The organism is Aestuariivirga sp., from assembly GCF_044238155.1.
Taxonomy (GTDB): Bacteria; Pseudomonadota; Alphaproteobacteria; order Rhizobiales; family Aestuariivirgaceae; genus Aestuariivirga.
Genome location: NZ_JBIIDX010000051.1, coordinates 1 through 19,991 on the forward strand (window position 1 = coordinate 1; position 19,991 = coordinate 19,991).

At 59.8% G+C, this 19,991-nt stretch carries 19 protein-coding genes; 14 read left to right on the top strand and 5 right to left on the bottom strand.

Features of this window, described 5'->3' with window-relative positions:
* The 6 genes from ACILRN_RS07135 to ACILRN_RS07160 all read left to right on the top strand — a co-directional run.
* Positions 1-929, top strand: a 929-nt coding sequence (locus ACILRN_RS07135) for an ABC transporter ATP-binding protein (RefSeq protein ID WP_395686863.1), incomplete at its 5' end; no start/stop codon positions are given.
* Positions 930-940: 11 nt separating this feature from the next.
* On the top strand, positions 941-2,293 hold the full coding sequence (locus ACILRN_RS07140; RefSeq protein ID WP_395686865.1) for an amidase: 1,353 nt from the start codon (positions 941-943) through the stop codon (positions 2,291-2,293).
* Positions 2,293-3,477, top strand: a complete 1,185-nt coding sequence (locus ACILRN_RS07145) for a hypothetical protein (RefSeq protein ID WP_395686867.1) — start codon at positions 2,293-2,295, stop codon at positions 3,475-3,477. Before ACILRN_RS07140 ends, ACILRN_RS07145 begins: the two co-directional genes overlap by 1 nt.
* A gap of 56 nt (positions 3,478-3,533) precedes the next feature.
* The gene (locus ACILRN_RS07150) at positions 3,534-4,436 is read left to right on the top strand and encodes a polysaccharide deacetylase (protein WP_395686869.1); all 903 of its coding nucleotides are present in this window, start codon (positions 3,534-3,536) and stop codon (positions 4,434-4,436) included.
* Positions 4,437-4,502: 66 nt separating this feature from the next.
* On the top strand, positions 4,503-4,796 hold the full coding sequence (locus ACILRN_RS07155; RefSeq protein ID WP_395686871.1) for a hypothetical protein: 294 nt from the start codon (positions 4,503-4,505) through the stop codon (positions 4,794-4,796).
* Positions 4,793-5,755 carry a CobW family GTP-binding protein gene (locus tag ACILRN_RS07160; RefSeq protein WP_395686873.1) on the top strand — a complete coding sequence of 321 codons (963 nt, stop codon included), beginning with the start codon at positions 4,793-4,795 and terminating at the stop codon, positions 5,753-5,755. The genes ACILRN_RS07155 and ACILRN_RS07160 overlap by 4 nt, the downstream gene beginning before the upstream one ends.
* Before the next feature lie 142 nt (positions 5,756-5,897).
* Here the strand turns inward: ACILRN_RS07160 and ACILRN_RS07165 are convergent, their stop codons facing one another.
* The 3 genes from ACILRN_RS07165 to ACILRN_RS07175 all read right to left on the bottom strand — a co-directional run bounded on the left by ACILRN_RS07165 (position 5,898) and on the right by ACILRN_RS07175 (position 10,847).
* Complete coding sequence (locus ACILRN_RS07165; RefSeq protein ID WP_395686874.1) at positions 5,898-7,739, bottom strand: hydantoinase B/oxoprolinase family protein; 1,842 nt, start codon at positions 7,737-7,739, stop codon at positions 5,898-5,900.
* A gap of 14 nt (positions 7,740-7,753) precedes the next feature.
* A complete protein-coding gene (locus ACILRN_RS07170; RefSeq protein WP_395686875.1) occupies positions 7,754-9,844 on the bottom strand; it encodes a hydantoinase/oxoprolinase family protein in 2,091 nt (696 codons plus the stop codon).
* Between the two features lie 64 nt (positions 9,845-9,908).
* Positions 9,909-10,847, bottom strand: a complete 939-nt coding sequence (locus tag ACILRN_RS07175) for a LysR family transcriptional regulator (RefSeq protein ID WP_395686877.1) — start codon at positions 10,845-10,847, stop codon at positions 9,909-9,911.
* A 115-nt stretch (positions 10,848-10,962) separates the two neighbouring features.
* Here ACILRN_RS07175 and ACILRN_RS07180 point away from each other — a divergent pair, with 115 nt between their 5' ends.
* The 8 genes from ACILRN_RS07180 (at position 10,963) to ACILRN_RS07215 (ending at position 18,667) form a co-directional block, all read left to right on the top strand.
* Positions 10,963-11,658, top strand: a complete 696-nt coding sequence (locus tag ACILRN_RS07180; RefSeq protein ID WP_395686880.1) for an isochorismatase family protein — start codon at positions 10,963-10,965, stop codon at positions 11,656-11,658.
* A 469-nt stretch (positions 11,659-12,127) separates the two neighbouring features.
* Entirely contained in the window at positions 12,128-12,727 is a 600-nt protein-coding gene (locus ACILRN_RS07185) for an SOUL family heme-binding protein (RefSeq protein WP_395686882.1), read from the top strand.
* Between the two features lie 404 nt (positions 12,728-13,131).
* Complete coding sequence (locus tag ACILRN_RS07190; protein ID WP_395686884.1) at positions 13,132-13,293, top strand: hypothetical protein; 162 nt, start codon at positions 13,132-13,134, stop codon at positions 13,291-13,293.
* A gap of 134 nt (positions 13,294-13,427) precedes the next feature.
* Positions 13,428-13,967: a TRAP transporter small permease subunit gene (locus tag ACILRN_RS07195; RefSeq protein WP_395686886.1), complete on the top strand. Its 540-nt coding sequence runs from the start codon at positions 13,428-13,430 to the stop codon at positions 13,965-13,967.
* Between the two features lie 15 nt (positions 13,968-13,982).
* Positions 13,983-15,395, top strand: a complete 1,413-nt coding sequence (locus tag ACILRN_RS07200) for a TRAP transporter large permease subunit (RefSeq protein ID WP_395686888.1) — start codon at positions 13,983-13,985, stop codon at positions 15,393-15,395.
* A gap of 40 nt (positions 15,396-15,435) precedes the next feature.
* Positions 15,436-16,527 carry a TRAP transporter substrate-binding protein gene (locus ACILRN_RS07205; RefSeq protein WP_395686889.1) on the top strand — a complete coding sequence of 364 codons (1,092 nt, stop codon included), beginning with the start codon at positions 15,436-15,438 and terminating at the stop codon, positions 16,525-16,527.
* 359 nt (positions 16,528-16,886) lie between these two features.
* Positions 16,887-17,594, top strand: a complete 708-nt coding sequence (locus ACILRN_RS07210) for a hypothetical protein (protein ID WP_395686891.1) — start codon at positions 16,887-16,889, stop codon at positions 17,592-17,594.
* 719 nt (positions 17,595-18,313) lie between these two features.
* Positions 18,314-18,667: a hypothetical protein gene (locus tag ACILRN_RS07215; RefSeq protein WP_395686893.1), complete on the top strand. Its 354-nt coding sequence runs from the start codon at positions 18,314-18,316 to the stop codon at positions 18,665-18,667.
* A gap of 114 nt (positions 18,668-18,781) precedes the next feature.
* Here the strand turns inward: ACILRN_RS07215 and ACILRN_RS07220 are convergent, their stop codons facing one another.
* Positions 18,782-19,612 carry a glycosyltransferase family 2 protein gene (locus ACILRN_RS07220; protein ID WP_395686895.1) on the bottom strand — a complete coding sequence of 277 codons (831 nt, stop codon included), beginning with the start codon at positions 19,610-19,612 and terminating at the stop codon, positions 18,782-18,784.
* 24 nt (positions 19,613-19,636) lie between these two features.
* A partial coding sequence (locus tag ACILRN_RS07225; RefSeq protein WP_395686897.1) for a hypothetical protein occupies positions 19,637-19,991 on the bottom strand: 355 nt, incomplete at its 5' end.

Consider the following 19,991-nt stretch of genomic DNA (forward strand, 5'->3'; position numbering starts at 1 on the left):
CCGGCGACATCAACATTCGCGGCAAGCGCATCAACGACCTGCTGCCCGAACAGCGCCCGACCTCGATGATTTTCCAGAACTATGCGCTGTTCCCGCACATGAGCGTGCGCAAGAACGTTGGCTTTGGTCTTGATGTGAAGGGCATGGCCGGTGCAGAGCGCGACCGCAAGGTAGACCGTATCCTTGAGAAACTTGACCTCTTGCAGGTTGCCGATGTCCGCCCGGACCGGCTCTCGGGCGGCCAGCGCCAGCGCATCGCGCTCGCTCGCTCCCTCATCGTCGAACCCGATATCCTGCTCCTTGATGAGCCGCTGGGCGCTTTGGATGCTAATCTGCGGAAGAGCATCCAGAATGAGTTGAAGCTCCTGCAGCGCAGCCTCGGCATCACCTTCGTTTTCGTGACCCACGCTCAGTCCGAGGCGCTGGCTCTCTCCGACCGCATCGTCGTGATGAACCAGGGCAGGATTGAGCAAATCAGCGCGCCCTATGAGCTCTACACCCGCCCGAAGAGCCTGTTCGTGGCGCAGTTCATCGGTCGTAACACGCTCATTCCCGGCACTATCCGGGCCATGTCGAATGCCATCGCGACGGTCGATACCGCCTTCGGCCAGCTGTCTGGGCTTGCCCCCGCGGCCACCGGTTCGCCAGGGGCGAAGTCGAGCCTCGTGCTTCCCGCCGAGGCGATTGACGTCCTGCCCGCGCAGATGCCGCGCGGCGAGGTTGAGGCAGTATATGGCGCCTGCGTCATCCCGGTCGCCATCAGCCGGCTTCAGCAGGTGGGCCATCTCGTGCAGATGGCCGTGTCGCTGCCCAATGGCGATCAGATCGGTATCGAGGGCCATGCTGACAAGTATGGCGGCCGATTTGCCGCGGGCGACAAGGCGCAGATCGCCTGGAAGCCCTCTGGCGCCACCGTCATCATTCATTGAGAAGCGATCCCATGCGCAATCCGACAGCTGCCGACCTCGCAAGGAAACTACGCAAAGGAACCCTCGATCCGGTGGCGTTGGTGGAGGAGGCCTTCGCAAAGAACGAGAGCGTAGGTGACCGCGCGATCTTCACCGAACTCCTGCGTGATCGTGCCGTGGCTGAAGCCAGGGCTGCACGGCGCAGGCTCAAGGCCGGATCCCCCGCAAGCCTGCTGGACGGCGTGCCGATGGCCTGGAAGGACCTGTTCGACGTCAAGGGCCGCGTGACCACGGCCGGCTCGGTCGTTCTGAAGTCGAACCCTCCGGCCAGCGCCGATGCTGCGCTGGTTGCCGCGGCCAGGGCGGCTGGACTGGTGAGCGTCGGTTGTCTCAACATGACTGAGTTTGCCTACTCCGGCATCGGCCTCAACCCGCATTACGGTACGCCGCGCAACCCCAACGACAAGTCGGTGCATCGTTCGCCCGGTGGATCATCTTCCGCAAGCGGCGTGGTCGTTGCGGCGGGCATCGTGCCGATTGCCATCGGCACCGACACCGGCGGGTCGATCCGCATTCCGGCATCATTCAACGGTGTCGTGGGCTACAAATCCTCGACCGGCCATTTTCCTATGGAAGGCGTGTTCCCCCTGTCGAGGACGCTCGACACGCTGGGCCCGCTGGCCCACACGGTTGAAGACTGCGTGCTTGCCGATGCGGTGCTGCGCGGGTTGAAAAAACCTGCTGTCAAGGCACGTGCGCCCAGGGGGCTGGAGATTCTTGTGCCCACGGACGTCGTGTTCGACGGTGCGGAGGCCGCGGTCGTCGCCAATTTCGAAGCCTCGCTCTCACGCCTGCGCAAGGCAGGTGCAAAGGTGAAGCGCATCACAATGCCGGTGTTCCAGCAGATCATCGACCTGATCGCGAAGCGTGGACATCTTCTGGGTGCCGAAGCGCTTGCCGTGCACTGGGACCGCGTGAAGGGCAAAGATGCCAAGCGCATGGACGCGCGCGTCGTCAAGCGCATCCTGATGGCCGACAGCATGACGGCGGTGGATCTCGTCGTCGTCACGGAAGAGCGAAAGCGCATGGTTGCCGAGACCGCAGCGCTCATCGGCAATGCTGTGGTCGCCTTCCCGACAACCCCGCATGTTGCGATGCCAATCGCCCCGCTCGCAGCCGATCAGGACGTGTTCTTCCGCAACAATGCGAAGACGTTGCGCAACACCATGCTTGGAAATTTCCTCGACTGGTGTGGCGTATCAATCCCGAATGGAACAGATTCAGGCGGCATGCCGACGGGCTTTCTATTCTCGGCTCCGCATGGGCGCGATGCGGATGTTCTGGCCGTTGGACTCGGAACCGAAGACCTGATCAGGAGGCAATGATGGCTGAGGTCTACAAGCGCTTGTTCTCTCCCTTCAAGCTTGGGAGGCAGACCATCAGGAACCGGATCGCCATGGCGCCGCTGACGCGGCAGATGGCGGAGGCGGACGGAACCCCGACCGATGAGATGGCGGCCTATTACGCGCGCCGTGCCCGGGGTGGCCTCGGGCTCATCATTACCGAGGGCACCTACGAGGATAACAGGCTGGGCTGCCGCGCCTATCTCTCACAGCCGGGCATCGTGACGGCACGGCATGTCAAGGCGTGGAAGAAGGTCTCTGCGGCGGTGCATGCGCATGACTGCAAGATCATCATGCAACTCATGCATGGCGGCCGTGTGAGTGACCCCCGCGTGCTTGGCGGCAAGCCGCCGGTCAGCGCGTCTGCCACGCAGAGCCCAGGCTGGACGCTCTACACCGATAATGACTACGAGAAGAAGATCCGCAACATCGAAGGCCCTTGGCCAAAGGTCACCTTCGGCAAGGCGCGTGCGCTGACAGTCAAGGAAATCCACGCAGTGGCCGATGGCTTCGCCGAGGGCGCCGTGCGCGCAGTGGAAGCGGGCTTCGATGGCGTGGAGATACACGGCGCCAATGGCTATCTGCTGTGGCAATTCATCAACCCGAAGACCAATCTGCGCACAGACGAATTCGGTGGCTCGCCTGAGAACAACGTTCGCTTCGCCAGGCTCGTGGCGGAGAAGGTGCGCAAGGCCATCGGCAAGGACAAGATCCTGACTCTGCGCCTGTCGCAGGATGGGGTGGATGACTTCGTCGGCGCCTGGCCGGGCGGGGTCAAATATGCGGTTGCCGTCGGCAAGGCCCTCAGGAATTCAGGCTATGATGCGCTCCATTGGGCGAGCTTCAACTACCTCGACAACCGCGATCCTGACAGCGATGCGCCGATGCCGAGTGTCATCCGCAAGGCCTCTGGCCTGCCGATGATCACCAATGGCGGAATTGCCGATGGGGCGGCGGCGGAAGCGGCCCTCAAGTCTGGAGCGGCCGATATCGTGGCGATTGGCCGTCCGATCTTCGCGCACCCTGACTGGGCCTATATCGTACGCTCCGGGCAACCCTATGACTGGTGCGCCTTCGATCGCAAATATGTCGTCCGCCCGCCTCTCGATTATGCTCATGCCTATCCCCTGGGCCTCGTCGATCCCAGGTGGCCGCACCGCTGGTGACAATGATTCTGACAGGCCGCGCATGCGGCAAGACAACATGAAGAGGGAGAAGGAAAATGGCTAAGAAAATCATGTGTGCCTTTGGCACGGATATCGACTCCGTCGCCGGCTGGATCGGCTCCTATGGCGGTGGCGACTCGCCGTCCGACATCCAGCGCGGCATCTTTGCCACCGAGGTTGGCGTGCCGCGGCTGCTGCGTCTTTTCAAGAAGTATGGCCTCAAGACCAGCTTCTTCATCCCCGGCCATTCGATGGAGACTTTCCCCAAGGAAATGGAGATGATCGTCAAGGATGGCCACGAGATTGGCGCGCATGGCTATCTTCATGAAAACCCCATTGCGATGACGCCGACCCAGGAAGAGGACGTGCTGGTGAAGTCTGTCGAGCTCATCAAGAAGCTCACCGGCGAGGCGCCGCGCGGCTATGTGGCGCCGTGGTGGGAAATGTCGAACTCGACCGCCGCGTTGCTCCTGAAGCATGGCTTCAAGTATGATCACAGCCAGGGCTACCGCGACTTCCAGCCTTTTTATGCCCGCGTTGGCGACAGTTGGAACACCATTGACTATTCCAAGTCCGCCAAGGATTGGATGCATCCCCTGAAGCACGGCAAGGAGATTGACCTCGTCGACATCGCCGCCAACTGGTACGTCGACGACCTGCCGCCGATGATGTTCATGAAGAAGGCGCCAAACAGCCACGGTTTCGTGAACCCGCGCGACATCGAGGAACTCTGGCGTGACCAGTTCGACTGGGTCTACCGCGAGATGGACTATGCCGTCTTCGCCTTCACCATTCACCCGGACGTCGCAGGTCGGCCGCAGGTTCTGCTGATGCTCGAGCGTCTGATCGAGTACATCTCCAAGCACTCTGGCATCGAGTGGGCTACCTTCGAAGATATCGCCGCGGACTTCCGCAAGCGGTATCCCTTCGCCGGCGGCAAGCGCCCCGAAGTGATCTGACACCATTGACGTAGGGCAGGCGGCACACCATGTGCCGCCTGCCGTTTCTTTTGGAAAGGCCAAGCCATGTGTTCCGCTTGCGGATATCCGGCTGCTCCCGGCCACTGGACGGAGGCAGGTGCTCCCACCGCGCATGACCGGTTGCGCGCCAAGTTCCGCCGCGCCCAGGTGCTGCAGCAGGTACTGCCGTCTTACGGGCTCAAGGTTTTCGAGGGTGGTGAGATTCCCGGCATCCAGGTCTCGACGCTCTCAGGCAGCCAGGCGATCCTGCGCGATCTTGACGAGATCTGGGCCATGGCGGAAAAGGTTAGCGGCGGGCCAGTCGACCCGCTCGATCCGCGCTTCATCGGCGACGAATGAACGGCCCGGAGGAAGGCCGTATTCGCCTTACGGTACTGGGCGGCTATCTTGGTTCGGGCAAGACCACCTGGCTCCGCCATCAGTTGCATGAGGGGCAGTTCGCGCGGGCCCGCGTGATCGTCAATGAAGCGGCAGAAACGCCAGTCGATCACGCGCTGCTCGGGCAGGCATCGGGCTTGTGCGTTCTTGCCGGCGGCTGCGTCTGCTGCGTGGCAAAGGCCGAACTGATCTCGGTGCTGCGCAAACTCTGCGATGAGCGGACCAGGGCGGATGCTGCAGGTCAGCGGCTTGATCACATTGTACTCGAAACGAGCGGTCTGGCTGACCCGGGGCCGATTGTGGCCGCCATCAAATCCGATCCTGTCCTCGTCTACCACATCGTGGTGAGCGAGATCATCGTGGCGGCCGATGCGCGCCATGCGATGAGCCAGCTCAGGAGCGAGCCACTGGGGCGGCGGCAGATCGAGATTGCCGACCGCATCATCGTCACCAAGGTGGACGAGGCAGAGCCGGCCGAACTCACGAAACTTCTCTCAACACTTGTAAGCATCAATCCGGCAGCGCGCATCAGCGGAGCGGTGAAGGGCGTAGAAACGGCGCTTCCGTCTTTCGAGGGTGTTGCGCCGGATGCGCTGCCTGATCTCAATGGACAAGCCCTGAAGCCCCCAGTTGCGCCTACGCGGCTCCAGCTTGACGACTCGATTGACTGGACAGCCTTCACTATCTGGCTCTCGGCCCTGCTTCACGCGCGCGGTGATGATATCGTACGCGTCAAGGGCGTGGTGAGGACACCGGCAGGCCGCCTGCTGCTGCAGACCGTGCGCAAGGTTGTGCAGACCCCGGAGATCCTGCCGGAGCAGGATGGTCTGGGCGAAGACAACATGATCGTGCTGATTGGGCGAGGGTTTACGCAGAGCCAGCTAGCAAGATCGCTGCGCTATTTTGCTGGTAAACGGTAGCGGCCATAGTTTTAGTCAGCGACCCTGCTCCCTCCCCTCACCATGCCCGGGCTTGACCCGGGCATCCTTCTGCCGCCGCAAACAGGGTAGCCGGGTCAAGCCCGGCTATGATGAGATTTTGTGGTTGAATTGCCACCTGGGATCAACGTCTCATCGTTGCCCGCCGCTTCTCTGTCGCCTCGTGGTCGAGCGCCCAGGCATAGCCATTGTTCGCCGCCTTCAGCACCACGCCATAGACATCGCGCGCGTGTTCGGCGGAGATGAAGTCGTCGAGCACGTCGTCGAGCACCTTTTCAGGATCGCGATCGAGCGGATTGCCGTAGCCGCCACCTGAAGGCGAGTAGTAGGAGACGACATCGCCTGGCTCGACACGCAAGCCTGAGAACTTTGCATAATGCTGGGCGACCTTGTCAGGTGTTGCGCGGTTATGAATTTCAAACTTGCCGACCGAGCCCGGCTTTCCTCCGAAAACGCCCCAGGGCGCATCTTTGTGACGGTCTGACTCATGCGTCACGAAACCCGGTGTGAGGAAGCGCTGCGACTTCACCACGCCCTGGCCGCCGCGGAACCGGCCGGCGCCAGGAAACACATCGCTCCGGCACTCGTAGCGGTCGCAGATCAGTGGAATGTGCATGCCCAGATCCTCGAGCGGGTTGTTGCGCGTGTTGCGCATCAGTTCCTCGACGGTATCCGGGCCGTCAGAAGTCGGCCGGCCACCCATTGCCGCCTCGTTCACCTCGAGGAATACCCAGTAGTCGCCACTGGGGCGCACGCCGGAATAGGCTGCAAAGGAAAGTGTTGCCGAATTGCCGGCGGTGCAGCGGTCCGGCACCACCGGTGCCAGCGCCTTGATGATGAGATCAACCACGCGCTGGATCTGGCAGAAACGCGCTTCGGCCGCCACCGGTGCAATGGGGTTGAAGATTGAGCCCTCGGGTGCAATCACCTTCACTGGGCGGAAGGAGCCCTCATTCTGTGGAATGTGTTCGGAGGTCGTGTAGGTATCGAGCAGCAAGGCGCGGAAGGCGAAGAAGCAGGCGACCTTGGTCGAGCCCTCGAATGGCACGTTGAACGCGGTGGGCGACTGCGGGGCTGAGCCCGTGAGATCAACCTCAACACCATCGCCCTTCACCCGAACTGTGACCTTGATGGGCAGCGTTTTGTCGCGGTTGCGGCCATCATCGTCCAAGAAGCCTTCCGCGGTGTATTCGCCGTCTGGAATTTTGGCGATCTCACGGCGCAACATGCGCTCGGTATAGTCCATCAGCTGCTCGGTCGCCTGCAGCACCTTGTCCTTGCCGTAGGTCGCAAGCAGTTCCTGGAAGCGCTTCACGCCAAGTTCGGCCGATGCGATCTGCGCCTCGAGATCGCCCATCACCAGAGAGGGCACGCGGGTGTTGTCGCGGATGTAGTTCCACACGTTCTCGTTTCGCTTGCCACCCTCATAGAGCTTGAGCGCATTCATCAGCATGCCCTCGGCGAAGACGTCCGGCACGTCGATGATAAGACCGGGTGTCGCCGCTCCGATGTCGACGTGGTGGGCCGTGTTGGCCGAGAAACCGACGAGCTTGCCTTCGAAGAAGACTGGCATGACGACGGCAATGTCGGGCGAGTGGCTGGCGCCGAAATAGGGGTGGTTGTGGAGCACGCAGTCTCCTGGCTTCCAGTCCTTGAGGCCGATGCGCTTCTCGATGCCGCGCAGGTAACCCGGCAGCGAGCCGATGTGCATCGGGGTCGAGTCGGATTCGCACAGCGTGTTGTAGCGCGTATCGAAAAGGCCGGCGCCAAGGTCCTGGCTTTCGCGGATGATCGAGGAGTAGGACATGCGGTAGAGCACGTTGCCCATCTGCTCTGCGATGGCGTGCAACGCACCGCCAATCACCTGCAGCGAGATGGGATCGAGCGGCTTCGTCTTGGCTTTGCCGAGACTGCGCTTCACGGGCTTGGCGGTCTTCTTTGCAAACGTTCTGGCGATACGGGCCATGATCCTGTCCTCCCTCAGCGCTTGGCGATGTGGATGTCGCCGTGGCCCAGCACCTTGGCGCTGTAGGACGGCGGAATCAGAGTGGTTGAGTTGTGCTGCACGATCAGAGCGGGCCCGGTAATCACGTCGCCCGCAAGAAGCTTGCCGCGATCGAAGCGCGGGGTCGGAAGCGACTTTCCGTCATCGAACACGGTAGGCCTCGTGTAGAGCTTCGCCACGGCAGGGTTGCGCCGGTTACCCTTCTTGAGGTTGGGAAGCTTCAGCGTCTCGACCTCGGCTGCACCTACGACGCGGATGGTGATGATCTCCACCATCTGGTCCGCGAAGGCATGGCCATAGACCTGCTTGTGGTGGTCATAGAAGTTCTTGATCACCACGCCGATGTTCTTGGCCGAGAGCGGCTCCTTCGGCATCGCCGCGCGCAGCTCGAAGCCCTGGCCGAGGTAGCGGCATTCCGCGATCGCCGTGAAGCGGTGCTTGGAGGCCGCGATGCCGTCGGCGAGGAGCTGCTTGCCCGCAAGCTTCTTGAGGTCGTCGACGATGCGATTGACTTCCTTGAAGTCCTTCGCATCCGCCTTGTTGGCGATGACCAGCACCGAGCGCGTGAACTCATACTGGAGATCGGTGAGGAGCAGGCCCATCGCGGCAGTGATGCCGGGATGCAACGGCGCCACCACGTCCTTCGCATAAATCATTTCGGCAAGCGCCACGGCATGGAGCGGGCCGGCACCGCCGAAGCCCATCAGCGTGTAGTTGCGCGGGTCGATGCCCTTGGCCACCGAATTGCTGTTGATGGCGAGCGCCATGTTGTTGTTGATGACCTTGAGGATGCCGAGCGCTGCATCCTTCACCGATAGTCCGAGTGGCTTGGCGATATGCGTTTCGATTGCCTTGTGGGCAAGCTTGGGTTCGATCTGCAGGTCACCACCGAGGAAGTGTTCCGGGTCGAGGCGGCCCAGCACGACCTGCGCATCGGTAACTGCGGGCTCCGTGCCGCCCTTGCCGTAGCAGGCGGGGCCTGGTTCGGCGCCAGCGGAGCGTGGACCAACGCGGAATGCCCCGCCAGGGTCGATATGGGCGATCGACCCGCCGCCAGCACCAATGGCATCGATGTCGATCATCGGCACCAGCACGGGCAGCGAGGCCACCTCCGTGTCGCGCGGGTTCTTGATTCGGAGTTCGCCGTTCTGGATCACCGAGATATCGGCTGAGGTGCCGCCGATGTCGATGGTGATGACGTTCTTGGTCCTGCAGGAGGCTCCCGTCCAGCGGCCGCCGATGGCGCCGCCCGCGGGGCCCGACAGCAGCAGGCCCACTGGGCGCTGCGATGAGTTCTCGATCGTCGAGATGCCGCCGTTTGACTGCATGATGCGCACAGCCGCACTGACGCCGTTCTCGCGCAGCCGGTCTTCGAGGCGGCGGAGGTAGAGCGTTGTCTTGGGGCCAATATAGGCGTTCATTGCCGCCGTCGAGAAGCGCTCGTATTCGCGGATGACGTTGACCACTTCCGAGGAACAGCAGACGTAAGCATCTGGCAGGATCTTCCTCACGATCTCCTTGGCGCGAAGCTCATGCGTGGTGTTGAGGAAGGAGAAGAGAAAGCAGATGATGACCGAGTTGATGCCGCGCTTCTTGAAGAGCAGGGCCGCCTCGCGCACCTGATCTTCGTTGAGCGGTGTCTCGATTTCACCAAGCGGCGGCATGACGCGTTCATCGACCACGATGCGGTTGCGGCGCTTGACGAGGGGCTTCGACTGCCACGGCACGTCGAACTGGAGGGAGAAATTGTGCGGGCGCTTGTGGCGCGCCATGTGGAGAATGTCGCGAAAGCCGCGGGTGGTGATCATGCCCACCTCAGCGCCCTTGCGTTCGATCACCATGTTGGTGGCAACGGTGGTCCCATGCATCACCATGTTGATTTCGGCGGGCTTGATCCCGGCGATCTTCGCGATTTCCACCACACCCTTCACCACACCCACCGATTGGTCGTGTGGCGTCGAGGAGACCTTGTGAACAAAGATCGACTGACCGTCCCGGCCACCCGTTTTCTCAAGCACGATGTCGGTGAAGGTTCCTCCGACGTCCACGCCAACCCGGATCATCATGGCCTCCTCAGAAGATGTATGTTGCATACTCTGAAGCGGCAATTGATGGTGTCAAGTCATCACGTCATGCATTTTCGGCCCGATTTGGGGCAAGTCGCTGTTCCTGCCGGGCGCGTGCCACAAAATTGCGCAATGCTGGGCTCTGATTGGCTCGATTCCAGCACAGGATGGTCTCGAGCCTGGTTGCACAGTCGGTGATCGGCCGGATTACGACACCCTCGGCGCGCAGGCGCGAGATGCTTTCTGCATACAGTGATACGCCCAGACCTGCGGCAACTAGGCCGAGGATGCCCAGCGTGTTCGACGGCTCATAGGCCACGCGCATGCTGAGTCCGGCGGCGCTGAACAGGTCCCCTACCAGCATCCGGAAGAAATCCCATTGGTCATGGCTGCCGAGAATGAGCCTCTGCGCCGCGAGTTCGGCGAGCGTCACCGCCGGCAGGCGGGCCAACGGGTGGTCTTCGGGGATCAGCGCCACCAGCGTTTCTGAGGCGACCGCCACCTGATCGAATTGGGGGTTCTGGAACGGACCCAGCATGAAGCCTGCATCGATGTCGCCGCGCGAAATGGCCAGTTTCTGCGCCTGGGTGCGGAGGTAGCGCAGCTCCAGCGCCACGTCCGGAAACTGGGCTGCAAAATCCCGAATGGCCGCAGGCATTACCCCGGGTGCCGCAAACGACATGTAGGCAAGCCGCAGCCGGCCGGATTTACCCTCGGCGGCAACGCGTGCAACCTCCCCGGCGCGGGCCAGCGCCTGCATGGCGGGAGCAATCTCCTCGTAGAAGACACGGCCTGCTTCGGTCAGCACCACCTCGCGGGTGGTGCGGAAGATCAGCTGGTAGCCAAGTCCGTCCTCGAGGTTCTGGATGCGGCGGCTCAGGGCCGACTGGTCGATGAAAATCCGTTCCGCCGCCTTGCGGAAACTCAGCTCCTCGGCAATAGCCATGAAGGCCTGAAGGTCACGTGAGTTGAATGGCGCCATGATCTCCTCTGGATCTTTCATTCAAAACAGCAGCATAGCAATTGATGCACATTTGGCATCAACAAATTTCCAGCCGTCAATAGCCATTGCGCAAGAACAGGCATTCAATGGGAGCGATCCACAGGAGCAGTGCCCCATGAACCTCGACCCGGCGGAACTCGACAAGATCCTTCAGCAGGCCTTTGACGCCAGTACCAAGATTTACAAGGAGCGGGGTTTTGCGCGCCGCATCGGCTTCGGCAAGCGGCCGGCCCTGATCAGCGTCGATCTCGCAAACGCCTGGACGCGCCCGGGTAACCCCTTCACCTGCGAGAAGGTGGACGAGGAAATCATCCCGTCGATGCAGCGCCTGCTGCGGGCCTGCCGCGACAATGGCCATGTCGTTGTGCACATCACCACCGCCTACCAGTCGCCCAACCGTCAGGACCTGCACACCGACATGGGCTTGTGGCACCACAAGATCCCGATTGAGGCCGTCGACCTGAAGGACGAGCACCTCTGGGCGATCGACTCCCGCATTGCTCCCATCGAAGGCGAGTACGTCCTGCTCAAGAAGCGGGCGAGCGCCTTTAGCGGCACGCCGCTGGCGGGTTACCTTAGGAGCTGCGGCGTTGACACGATCCTCGTTACCGGCGTGACTGCCACGGCCTGCGTGCGCACCACGATCTGCGACGGTCTCGCGGAAGGCTTCCGCACCATTGCGGTGCGTGAAGCAATCGGAGACCGCGTGCCGGGTGCGGTGGCGTGGAACCTTTATGACATCGATGCCAAGTTTGCTGACGTCGAGTCGACCGATACCTGCGTGGAGTATTTGAACAAGGTAAAGGGCTGAGTTCTCTCATGTCATTCCGGCGCGGCCGGAATGACGCGCCCGTCACTCTGCCCGCGCTGCATTGCCAGACGCAGGATTGCATGCGGCCGCAGTGTCTGGCCTCTTTTGTCGGTGATGGGACGGGCGAAGCACCGCGGTCACGCCTCAGGCCGGTCGGCTTTTGACTGATTCCGCTGCCGGTTTGTCGGTCTTGTCGTGTCTCGAGCAAGAACTGGCCTGATTGCATCGCGCGGAAGAAGAAATTTCGTGGTATGGGCAGGAGAATGGCGAAGAGTGGGCTGGTTGCCCGGTCGAGCCCTCAGGCGCCGCCACGGTGCGACAGGCCGGCCATAAGCGCTCGCCGGTGGCGGGCGTCCGGTTCGTCGTGCTCCGCACTGCCGCGGCCGAACGGCGCTGTTTCAATCAGGTCGGTTCTTGCTCTAGGATGCCGAAATCAAAACGGTCAATGCTTCAATTCCGGCAGGAAGGTATGAAGAAGGCTTTGCGCATGTTGCTCTACGCGGTTCTCGGTCTGACTGTTCTGCTGCTTGGCATCGTCGCCTTCTGGTATGTTCAGGTCCAGAACGTGGAGATTGCCCGCTATAGCGTCATCGAAACCGATGGTGACATCGAGATCCGCGACTATCCGGCAATGATCGTGGCAGAGGTTACACGAGGTGGGTCGAGAGATCAGGCGGTTCGGGCCGGATTTGGGCCGCTGGCCGGTTACATTTTCGCCAAGGAACGGGATGGTGAAAAGATCGCCATGACGGCACCCGTCACCCAGAAGGCGGAAGGAAGCGCCTGGACGATCCGGTTCGTCATGCCAAGTGGCTATGATCTCGAGCGTCTGCCGAAGCCAGCAGATCCGCATGTCCAGCTGCAGCAACTACCCCCGGCACGCAGGGCGGCCATACGCTTCAGCGGCTGGTGGTCTGACGAACTCTTCCAGACGAAGGACGCTGCCCTGCGGGAATGGATGGCAAAGAGGCAATTGAAGCCGTCCGGCACGCCGACATTCGCCTACTACAATGATCCTTTCACACCGGGCTTCCTGCGGCGCAATGAGATCCTCTACGACCTCGAGTAGGAACCACCCTGATTGAAACAGCGCTGCTCGGCCGTGGTGGCGCCTGGGAGGGTCATCGCAGTTTGATGCCACCTGATCCAGCATGCTCAGCCCATTCAGACAGTTGTCCCATCGGCGCAGGAGGCTGCGGTTCGGCCTTGTCATATTGCCGGGTGCCGCCCCTGGCCTTGCGGCATGGGTCTGTCCCGGACATTATGCATCAGCAATCTTTCTATGCGTGTAGAGGGCTATATTGTTTGAATGTTCCGTTTCAATTTCGACTGCATCATTGAGATACCGAGCATCGTTCCTCTTAAAACGCACTGAGTTCGAGTCCAAGGCCAAACTGCAAGGTCTCTCAGCTTCATGCTGGCGCTGCGTAACGGCTTCATTGATCCTCGTAATCGTCGGGGATGCCTGTCGATATGAAAATCCTAGGTCTGCCAAGTGATTTCCTCTGCCGTGAGTCACATCCGAGGGCGCTGGCGGATCCGGGGCTGCGCGGCGATCCCGCAGGCAGCGCCTTCGATTGGTCCATCCGTCTTGCAAGCTGCATCGACCAGATGCCGTCACGGGTCAGGGCCTGACGTCTTTGCCCGGCAACGTCCTTCGGGGCTGGCCTCTCGATATCGCGTTGAGGTAAAAAGAAGATAAGCCTTGCATCGTAGGCCAAGCTGACGTTGAAGTTTCGAACCGATTGTGTTTGAAAAGCCGCCTGCAGATGACATCATTCCTGCCACTGTCCCGCGCCATTGACCGGCTAAGCCAGGCTGCTGCAGCATTGGCTGCCGTGCTTGGCTTTCTGAGCTGCTTCATCAGTGCAGCCAATGCGGTGTCCCGCTATCTGTTTGACGCCTCGTCCAATGCCTGGCTGGAAATCCAGTGGCAATTGTTCGCGGCTACCTTCCTCCTGGGCGCGCCCTGGGTTCTGAAGCTCAATGAGCATGTCAGGGTCGATCTGGTCTATGGCGTGCTTTCGCCCAGGACACGGCTGAAGGTTGATATTTTTGGGTTTGTGATCTTCTTTTTCCCGTTCTGCATCCTGATGCTTGACATGACGGCGCCATGGTTCCTTCGCAGCTTCTGGGCCGGGGAGGGCTCCTCCAATGCCGGTGGACTTCCGGTATGGCCGGTCAAGGCCTTGCTGCCGCTGGGCTTTGTGCTGTTGCTGCTTCAGGGCATGTCCGAACTCATCAAGCGGATCGGCGCCCTGAGGGGCATGCCGGGACTCGTGGCCGGTTACGAGAAGCCGCTGCAATGACTGGAGATCCGGCCGATGCTTGACTATGGCCTCCTGGCGCCCGCCATGTTCGTGGGGCTCATCTTCTTCCTGCTGGTGGGCTTTCCGGTTGCCTTTTCGCTGGCAACGCTTGGCCTGTTCTTCAGCTTCATTGCCATCGAGATGGGTTACTTCGGGGTGGAGTTTCTTCAAGCCCTGCCGGCGCGCGTGTTCGGCATCATGTCAAACGAGTTGCTGCTCGCCATTCCGTTCTTTACCCTGATGGGCGTGGTGCTGGAGAAATCCGGCCTCGCCGAAGATCTGATGGAAGGTTTCGGTCAGCTCTTTGGCCCGCTGCCGGGCGGCCTTGCCCAGGCGGTGATCTATGTTGGCGCCATTCTTGGCGCCATCACCGGCACGGTGGCGGCCAGCGTCATCGCCATTGGCATGATCGCCATCCCGATCATGATGCGCTACGGCTATGACATGAAGATCGGCACCGGGGTGATCGCGGCCTCGGGCACCATCACCCAGGTCATTCCGCCGTCCCTCGTCTTGATCGTGCTGGCCTTCCAACTGGGCGTGCCGGTGGGCGACATGTATCTCGGCGCCATCGGGCCCTCGATTGCACAGGTCCTCTTGTTTTCCGGCTTCATTCTGCTGGTGTCGCTGTTTCAGCCGCACCGGGTGCCGGCCCTGCCGCCTGAGGCCCGGACGCTGAGGGGCGTTGCTCTGTGGTCCAAGGTGGCCTGGGGCATGCTGCCGTCACTCATTCTCATCTTCCTGGTGCTCGGCACCATCTTCATGGGCATCGCCTCGCCGACGGAGGCCGGTGCGATGGGCTCGATGGGATCCATCCTGCTCGCAATTGCGCATGGTCGCTTCACCCTGAAGATGCTGTGGGGGTCGATGGACGTGACCATGCGCATAACTGCCATGGTGATCTTCATCCTGATCGGCGCCACGGTGTTCAGCCTTGTGTTTCAGGGCGTCAATGGCGGCAAGTGGATCGAGCATCTGCTGAGTCACATTCCAGGTGGCCGTCTTGGCTTCCTGATCTTCGTCAATATCTTCGTCTTCTTCATTGCCTTCTTCCTCGACTTCTTCGAGATCGTGTTCATCATCGTGCCTCTGCTGATCCCCACCGCGGTGGCGCTCGACATTGATCTCGTCTGGCTGGGGGTGCTCCTCTGCGTGAACATGCAGACGGCCTTCATGCACCCGCCATTCGGTTTCGCGCTGTTCTATCTGCGCGGCATCGCGCCACCTGAAATCAAGAGCCGGGACATCTATCTGGGGTCGATACCATGGATCGTCCTGCAACTAATACTTGTGGCTCTGATCATTACCTTTCCCGCCATCGTTGATTACTGGATTGCTCCTGCCGAGCTTCTGAACGATGCGGATGTGCAGCAGCAGCTTGACCAGATCCAGATGCCGACCATAGAACTGCCGTCGATAAATCCGTGAGCTGCAGGGCTCCGTAAACGGGCAAACTGGGAGGAAAATCATGAAAAGACGTCATCTCCTGACTGCTGCTGCAACCGGAACCATTGCCGCGACGGCGCTTGCCGCTCCGGCTATTGCGCAATCGGCGCCGAAGCTCAGCTGGCGGCTCACCTCGGGCTTTCCGAAGGCGCTCGACACCATCTATGGCGCAGCAGAGGAATTCTCCATGGCCGTGGCCGAGGCCACCGACGGCAATTTCCAGATCCAGGTCTTCGCGGCCGGTGAAATCGTGCCGATGCCGGAAGCTGCCGATACCGTTGCCTCCGGCACCGTGGAGATGACCCACACCGCCAGCTATTATTACTGGGGCAAGAACCCGGTCTATGCGCTGGGCACCGCGGTGCCCTTCAGCCTCAATGCCCGTGGCATGAACGCCTGGTTCTACCATGGCGGTGGCATCGACATGATGAATGAGTTCTATCACAGCCAGAACCTGCACATGCTTCCGGGCGGCAACACCGGCGTCCAGATGGGCGGCTGGTGGCGCAAGGAAATCAAGAGCGTTGCCGATCTGCAGGGCGTCAAGATGCGCATCGGCGGCATGGGCGGCAAGGTGATGGAAGCCCTCGGCGTGGTGCCGCAGCAGCTCCCGGGTGGCGAGATCTATCCCTCGCTCGAGCGCGGCGCCATCGACGCCGCCGAATGGGTCGGGCCCTACGACGACCAAAAGCTCGGCCTCAACAAGGTAGCGCAGTTCTACTACTACCCAGGCTTCTGGGAAGGGGGTCCGGTGCTGAATTTCATGATCAACCTCGCCAAGTGGAACGAGCTGCCGAAGAACTATCAGGCGATCGTATCTTCGGCGGCCGCTGCCGCCAACCAGTCCATGCTGGCAAAGTACGACGCCCGCAATCCGCAGGCCCTGAAGTCGCTCATTGCCGGCGGCGCCCAGCTGCGCGCCTATCCGGATGATGTGATGAAAAAGGCCTATGAGGCAGCCAACGCCCTCTACGCGACGATCTCGGCTGAGAACCCGGAGTTCAAGAAGATCTTCGAAAGCCAGGTGGCTTTCCGCAATGAGGTCAATCTTTGGAACCAGGTGGCAGAGCTCACCTATGACGCCTTCATGATCCGCAACCGTCCCAAGGGCTGAGCGGGTCGACCGTTGTGATCTGCCAAGGGCTGTCACCCGGCCGGATGTTTCAAACTGCGTTGATGAGTTCGCTGCAACGTGGCTGACTTCTCCAAGGCAAGGGGTGTCTTGTCTGTCGACAGTCCTTGCAAGCCTCTTCCATTATAGTATGACCCGATGACCATCCTTCAGAATGAAGAACCGCAGAGTGCCGGAGTTACTCGCCAAGCCGCAGATCCATTATCCGTGCAGGGCAGGCCTCCGTTTTTGGTTCAGACATCCATCCTTTTTATAAGACTGGATGGGCTTGACCCCGCACCGTTCTGCATGGATTAGTGCATGAATAACAGCTGGTCGATTCATGCATGCTTGGGGCTCCAATGGGTGATTCACTGTCGGTCTACATGCAAGTCTATAGAAATCCGCGAGCAACATTTGAGGCTCTTCGGTCGTTTAGAAGTTTTTACCGCCGGGAGCCAATAACTGTTGTATCGGACGGCGGGGAGGATTTTTCAGAAATCTGCAATGCCGTGGGCGCGCGGTTCATCCATTCAAAAACAACAACAACAACCCAGCGGATGACATTGCCTGGCGTGTATGAGTACCTTGCAAGAATCTATGCCCATTGCCAGGCTGTCGACAGCAAGTGGGTTGTCCTGTTCGAGGATGACGTTCGGACCGTCAGAACAGTGCGCGACTTTCCTTTAACAGACTGTGCGGGTCCGCGCTTCAATATCTATCATCAAAATCTAACCAAGGTGCTTGTTGAGAAGTTTGGCTCTATGCCGTTTGGCTATGGAATGTGCGGGGGATCAGTCTTTAATCGTCAGGTATTCATTGATTGTTATGAAGCGAACAGGAGCCTTGAACCCTATGTTTCACTTGATGAGCGTGTTTCGTCATGGTCTGACCTGCCGCTGACCCTATTGTTTCAGATTAATGGAAGGAGCTATTCGGTATGGAGCGAGGTGTCTGAGATTTTTCACCCCACCCATCCAATCATTAGAGATGCTGCTTTTGATCACGCATATAAGTATTGGTACGATAAGCCATTCACGGTGGAATTGCTGCTGGCTGGAGAACAATAGTCCAGCGACTTGTAGAGAGTCAGTTGAAGTCGTGAGGTATGAAAAGAGTATTCACGAGCTTCGTTGATGTCGTCTCAACTCCTGTGGGCATGATGTAGTACAACCTGGCTGACGGCCATGGCTGGTTTTTCGGAAATGGTTTCTGCTCTTCGAATGATGCATTGGTTGATCTTTCTCTGCCGCTTGGATGCAGTCATGAGTGGACTGAGCAATGTTCATGATTATCTGGCAATGGCGTTTCTTCATACGGTGAAGCGCACCCGACGCGCAGAATAGGCGCCTGATTCCGCCGATGAAAAAGTCATAACCGCCAGAACTTCAATCAGGAACCTGTGTTTGACGGCCCGCCTGGCAAATGCTGGCGGCGAAATGGACGAAATGACTGGTGGCTGGGGCCAACAGGGGCATTGGCGTTCTGCAAGCACTTAAGGCGCTGCATCGTTTATGGCAGTTCGCTTCCATGAAACTGCCGCCTGAAAGCAGGAGATTGACGCATGAATCAGCAACAAGGAGTATTTATCAACTAAAAAAAGAATATTGCATCTTGATAATTAAGCATCAATATGCAACATAAGAATGTGTTATGAATAGCTCAAGAACACCACGTCAGAGTGGAACCGGTGGTTTTGCCATTGGCCAGCGGCAATGCCCACCAGAAGTTAACTCGTTATCAGTGACTTCTCCGGATCATGGACCGATGCAGCGTGGAGAGTGGGCGCATGACGGGTAATTCTGATGATCTGGCTTTGGCCATAAATGCTCTGCGTATGTATCGTGACACGAGCAGGAAGCTGGGCCTTGAACTCGACTTTCTGCGCGCCAGTGTTGCAGCAGGGAACATAAGCCTGCGGACAGAAGCAGATACTCATTCGGAAACGGACCTATCGGTGACTGAAGCTGAAAAACTGAGGCGTGCCTACTCTGTACTTAGAGACGCTGTGGCGAGAATCATTGAACAGAGCAAAGCTGTTAGCGTCGAGTCAGAAGAGCTGCGCTCTTTGGCCACCAGATCAGAGTCTGTCTTCCGCGCCGCAACAGATCGGGCAGTGGGGCAACTTCGGCTCGCTTTCTAGAGGCACGCTTTCTTGCGCCGCGAAACCCAACATCGGCAGCGCTCACTGCGTGTAATCATCACGAATTTAAGTCTGGTGGTATAGGGCACGGAATCAATTCTTCTGAAAGCAAGACTATCCGGGGTCCTGTGACTGGCGGTTCGGCAAGTTCTCCTTCAGCAGCATGTGAAGTGGCTCGGAGAGAGCGAGTTTGTCTGCCACGTCAAGCTCAGACAGCCAGATTTCGCGCATGCAAGCCACAAGAACGTCGAAGTTTTGCCGAAAGCTGAAACGCCAGGTCCTCGACAGGCTACCCTCCCTGTAGAACTTGTAGCACAACGTCTCAGGAATGCGGACAAAGCTTCCGACAAGTGAAAGATGAAAGAGCCACGGCAGATCAGCTGAGAATTCGCCCGAATCGTGCTTGCGCAATCCGCCGACCTTGCGGGCTGCGGCCGTGCGAAACATGCCGCGATTTGGAACCCACCACCGACCGCGCCGCGACAAGACGCGCTGTCCCCGCTCGCACGCTTCGGCGACGCCATCCAGATCGGCGTACTGCCAGAGTTCCTGGGAACCATCGAGCCTGGTGAGCAGTGTATCAGCAAATGCAACGGATGCCTCGGGGTGAGCATCCAGAGCTGTCTTCAAGCTGTGCAGATAGATGGGCGAGAGCAGGTCGTCGTGAAACGCGAACAGGGCATAGGGTGACTCGAGTTGGGACAGGAGAAAATTGCTGTTGTCCACCCAGCCAAGTCGCTTCGACTGTCTTATCACCTTGAAACGCCCATCATGGGCGGCATGCTCTGCGCAGATGTCAAACGTTTGATCATCGCTCAGGTCAACCGATATGATTGCCGTAAACTCCTCGTGGCTTTGGCTGGAAATGGAGACAAGAGTGTTGGCGACGAAGGGTGCGGCCTGGAAGGCCGGAACAAGAACGGTGATGGCAGGTTCAGCCGGCATGCGGGCAACACCTCCTGTTGGCTCTCAGTGACAGCTTGCAGCCACAACCCGCTGCGCAAGAATCGGGATCGTGGTGAGTTTGCCAGAGTCGATGCTGAAATAGGAACCAAAATGCCGCATGAAACTGGCCTCGCGCTCATGAAGCCCGCTTTCGACCACATCGACATCCCGGTCGCCGCGAGCAACGATCGCACCGGCGTCAACCGAGAGGATCTCGCACTTCTCGAAGCATGGATACCAATCGGCTATGGCGCGAACAATGGCAGTTGCGATGGAGTTGCTGACGGCGGGCTGTTCCTTGCCCTTGCAGGCCGGCTCCCAGGCCATCGGCGGCGCTATGTCATGGCTCCATCCCCGTAGCCCCTCTGCATACCAGGAT

Excerpts from the sequence above, each read along its gene's own strand:
- ACILRN_RS07190 (WP_395686884.1), top strand. The coding sequence starts at position 13,132 with ATGAAAATCCTAGGTCTGCCAAGTGATTTCCTCTGCCGTGAGTCACAT.
- ACILRN_RS07140 (WP_395686865.1), top strand. The coding sequence starts at position 941 with ATGCGCAATCCGACAGCTGCCGACCTCGCAAGGAAACTACGCAAAGGA.
- ACILRN_RS07145 (WP_395686867.1), top strand. The coding sequence starts at position 2,293 with ATGGCTGAGGTCTACAAGCGCTTGTTCTCTCCCTTCAAGCTTGGGAGG.
- ACILRN_RS07180 (WP_395686880.1), top strand. The coding sequence starts at position 10,963 with ATGAACCTCGACCCGGCGGAACTCGACAAGATCCTTCAGCAGGCCTTT.
- ACILRN_RS07215 (WP_395686893.1), top strand. The coding sequence starts at position 18,314 with ATGACGGGTAATTCTGATGATCTGGCTTTGGCCATAAATGCTCTGCGT.
- ACILRN_RS07195 (WP_395686886.1), top strand. The coding sequence starts at position 13,428 with ATGACATCATTCCTGCCACTGTCCCGCGCCATTGACCGGCTAAGCCAG.
- ACILRN_RS07210 (WP_395686891.1), top strand. The coding sequence starts at position 16,887 with ATGGGTGATTCACTGTCGGTCTACATGCAAGTCTATAGAAATCCGCGA.
- ACILRN_RS07185 (WP_395686882.1), top strand. The coding sequence starts at position 12,128 with ATGAAGAAGGCTTTGCGCATGTTGCTCTACGCGGTTCTCGGTCTGACT.
- ACILRN_RS07165 (WP_395686874.1), bottom strand. The coding sequence starts at position 7,739 with ATGGCCCGTATCGCCAGAACGTTTGCAAAGAAGACCGCCAAGCCCGTG.
- ACILRN_RS07150 (WP_395686869.1), top strand. The coding sequence starts at position 3,534 with ATGGCTAAGAAAATCATGTGTGCCTTTGGCACGGATATCGACTCCGTC.
- ACILRN_RS07220 (WP_395686895.1), bottom strand. The coding sequence starts at position 19,612 with ATGCCGGCTGAACCTGCCATCACCGTTCTTGTTCCGGCCTTCCAGGCC.
- ACILRN_RS07205 (WP_395686889.1), top strand. The coding sequence starts at position 15,436 with ATGAAAAGACGTCATCTCCTGACTGCTGCTGCAACCGGAACCATTGCC.
- ACILRN_RS07160 (WP_395686873.1), top strand. The coding sequence starts at position 4,793 with ATGAACGGCCCGGAGGAAGGCCGTATTCGCCTTACGGTACTGGGCGGC.
- ACILRN_RS07175 (WP_395686877.1), bottom strand. The coding sequence starts at position 10,847 with ATGAAAGATCCAGAGGAGATCATGGCGCCATTCAACTCACGTGACCTT.
- ACILRN_RS07155 (WP_395686871.1), top strand. The coding sequence starts at position 4,503 with ATGTGTTCCGCTTGCGGATATCCGGCTGCTCCCGGCCACTGGACGGAG.
- ACILRN_RS07200 (WP_395686888.1), top strand. The coding sequence starts at position 13,983 with ATGCTTGACTATGGCCTCCTGGCGCCCGCCATGTTCGTGGGGCTCATC.
- ACILRN_RS07170 (WP_395686875.1), bottom strand. The coding sequence starts at position 9,844 with ATGATGATCCGGGTTGGCGTGGACGTCGGAGGAACCTTCACCGACATC.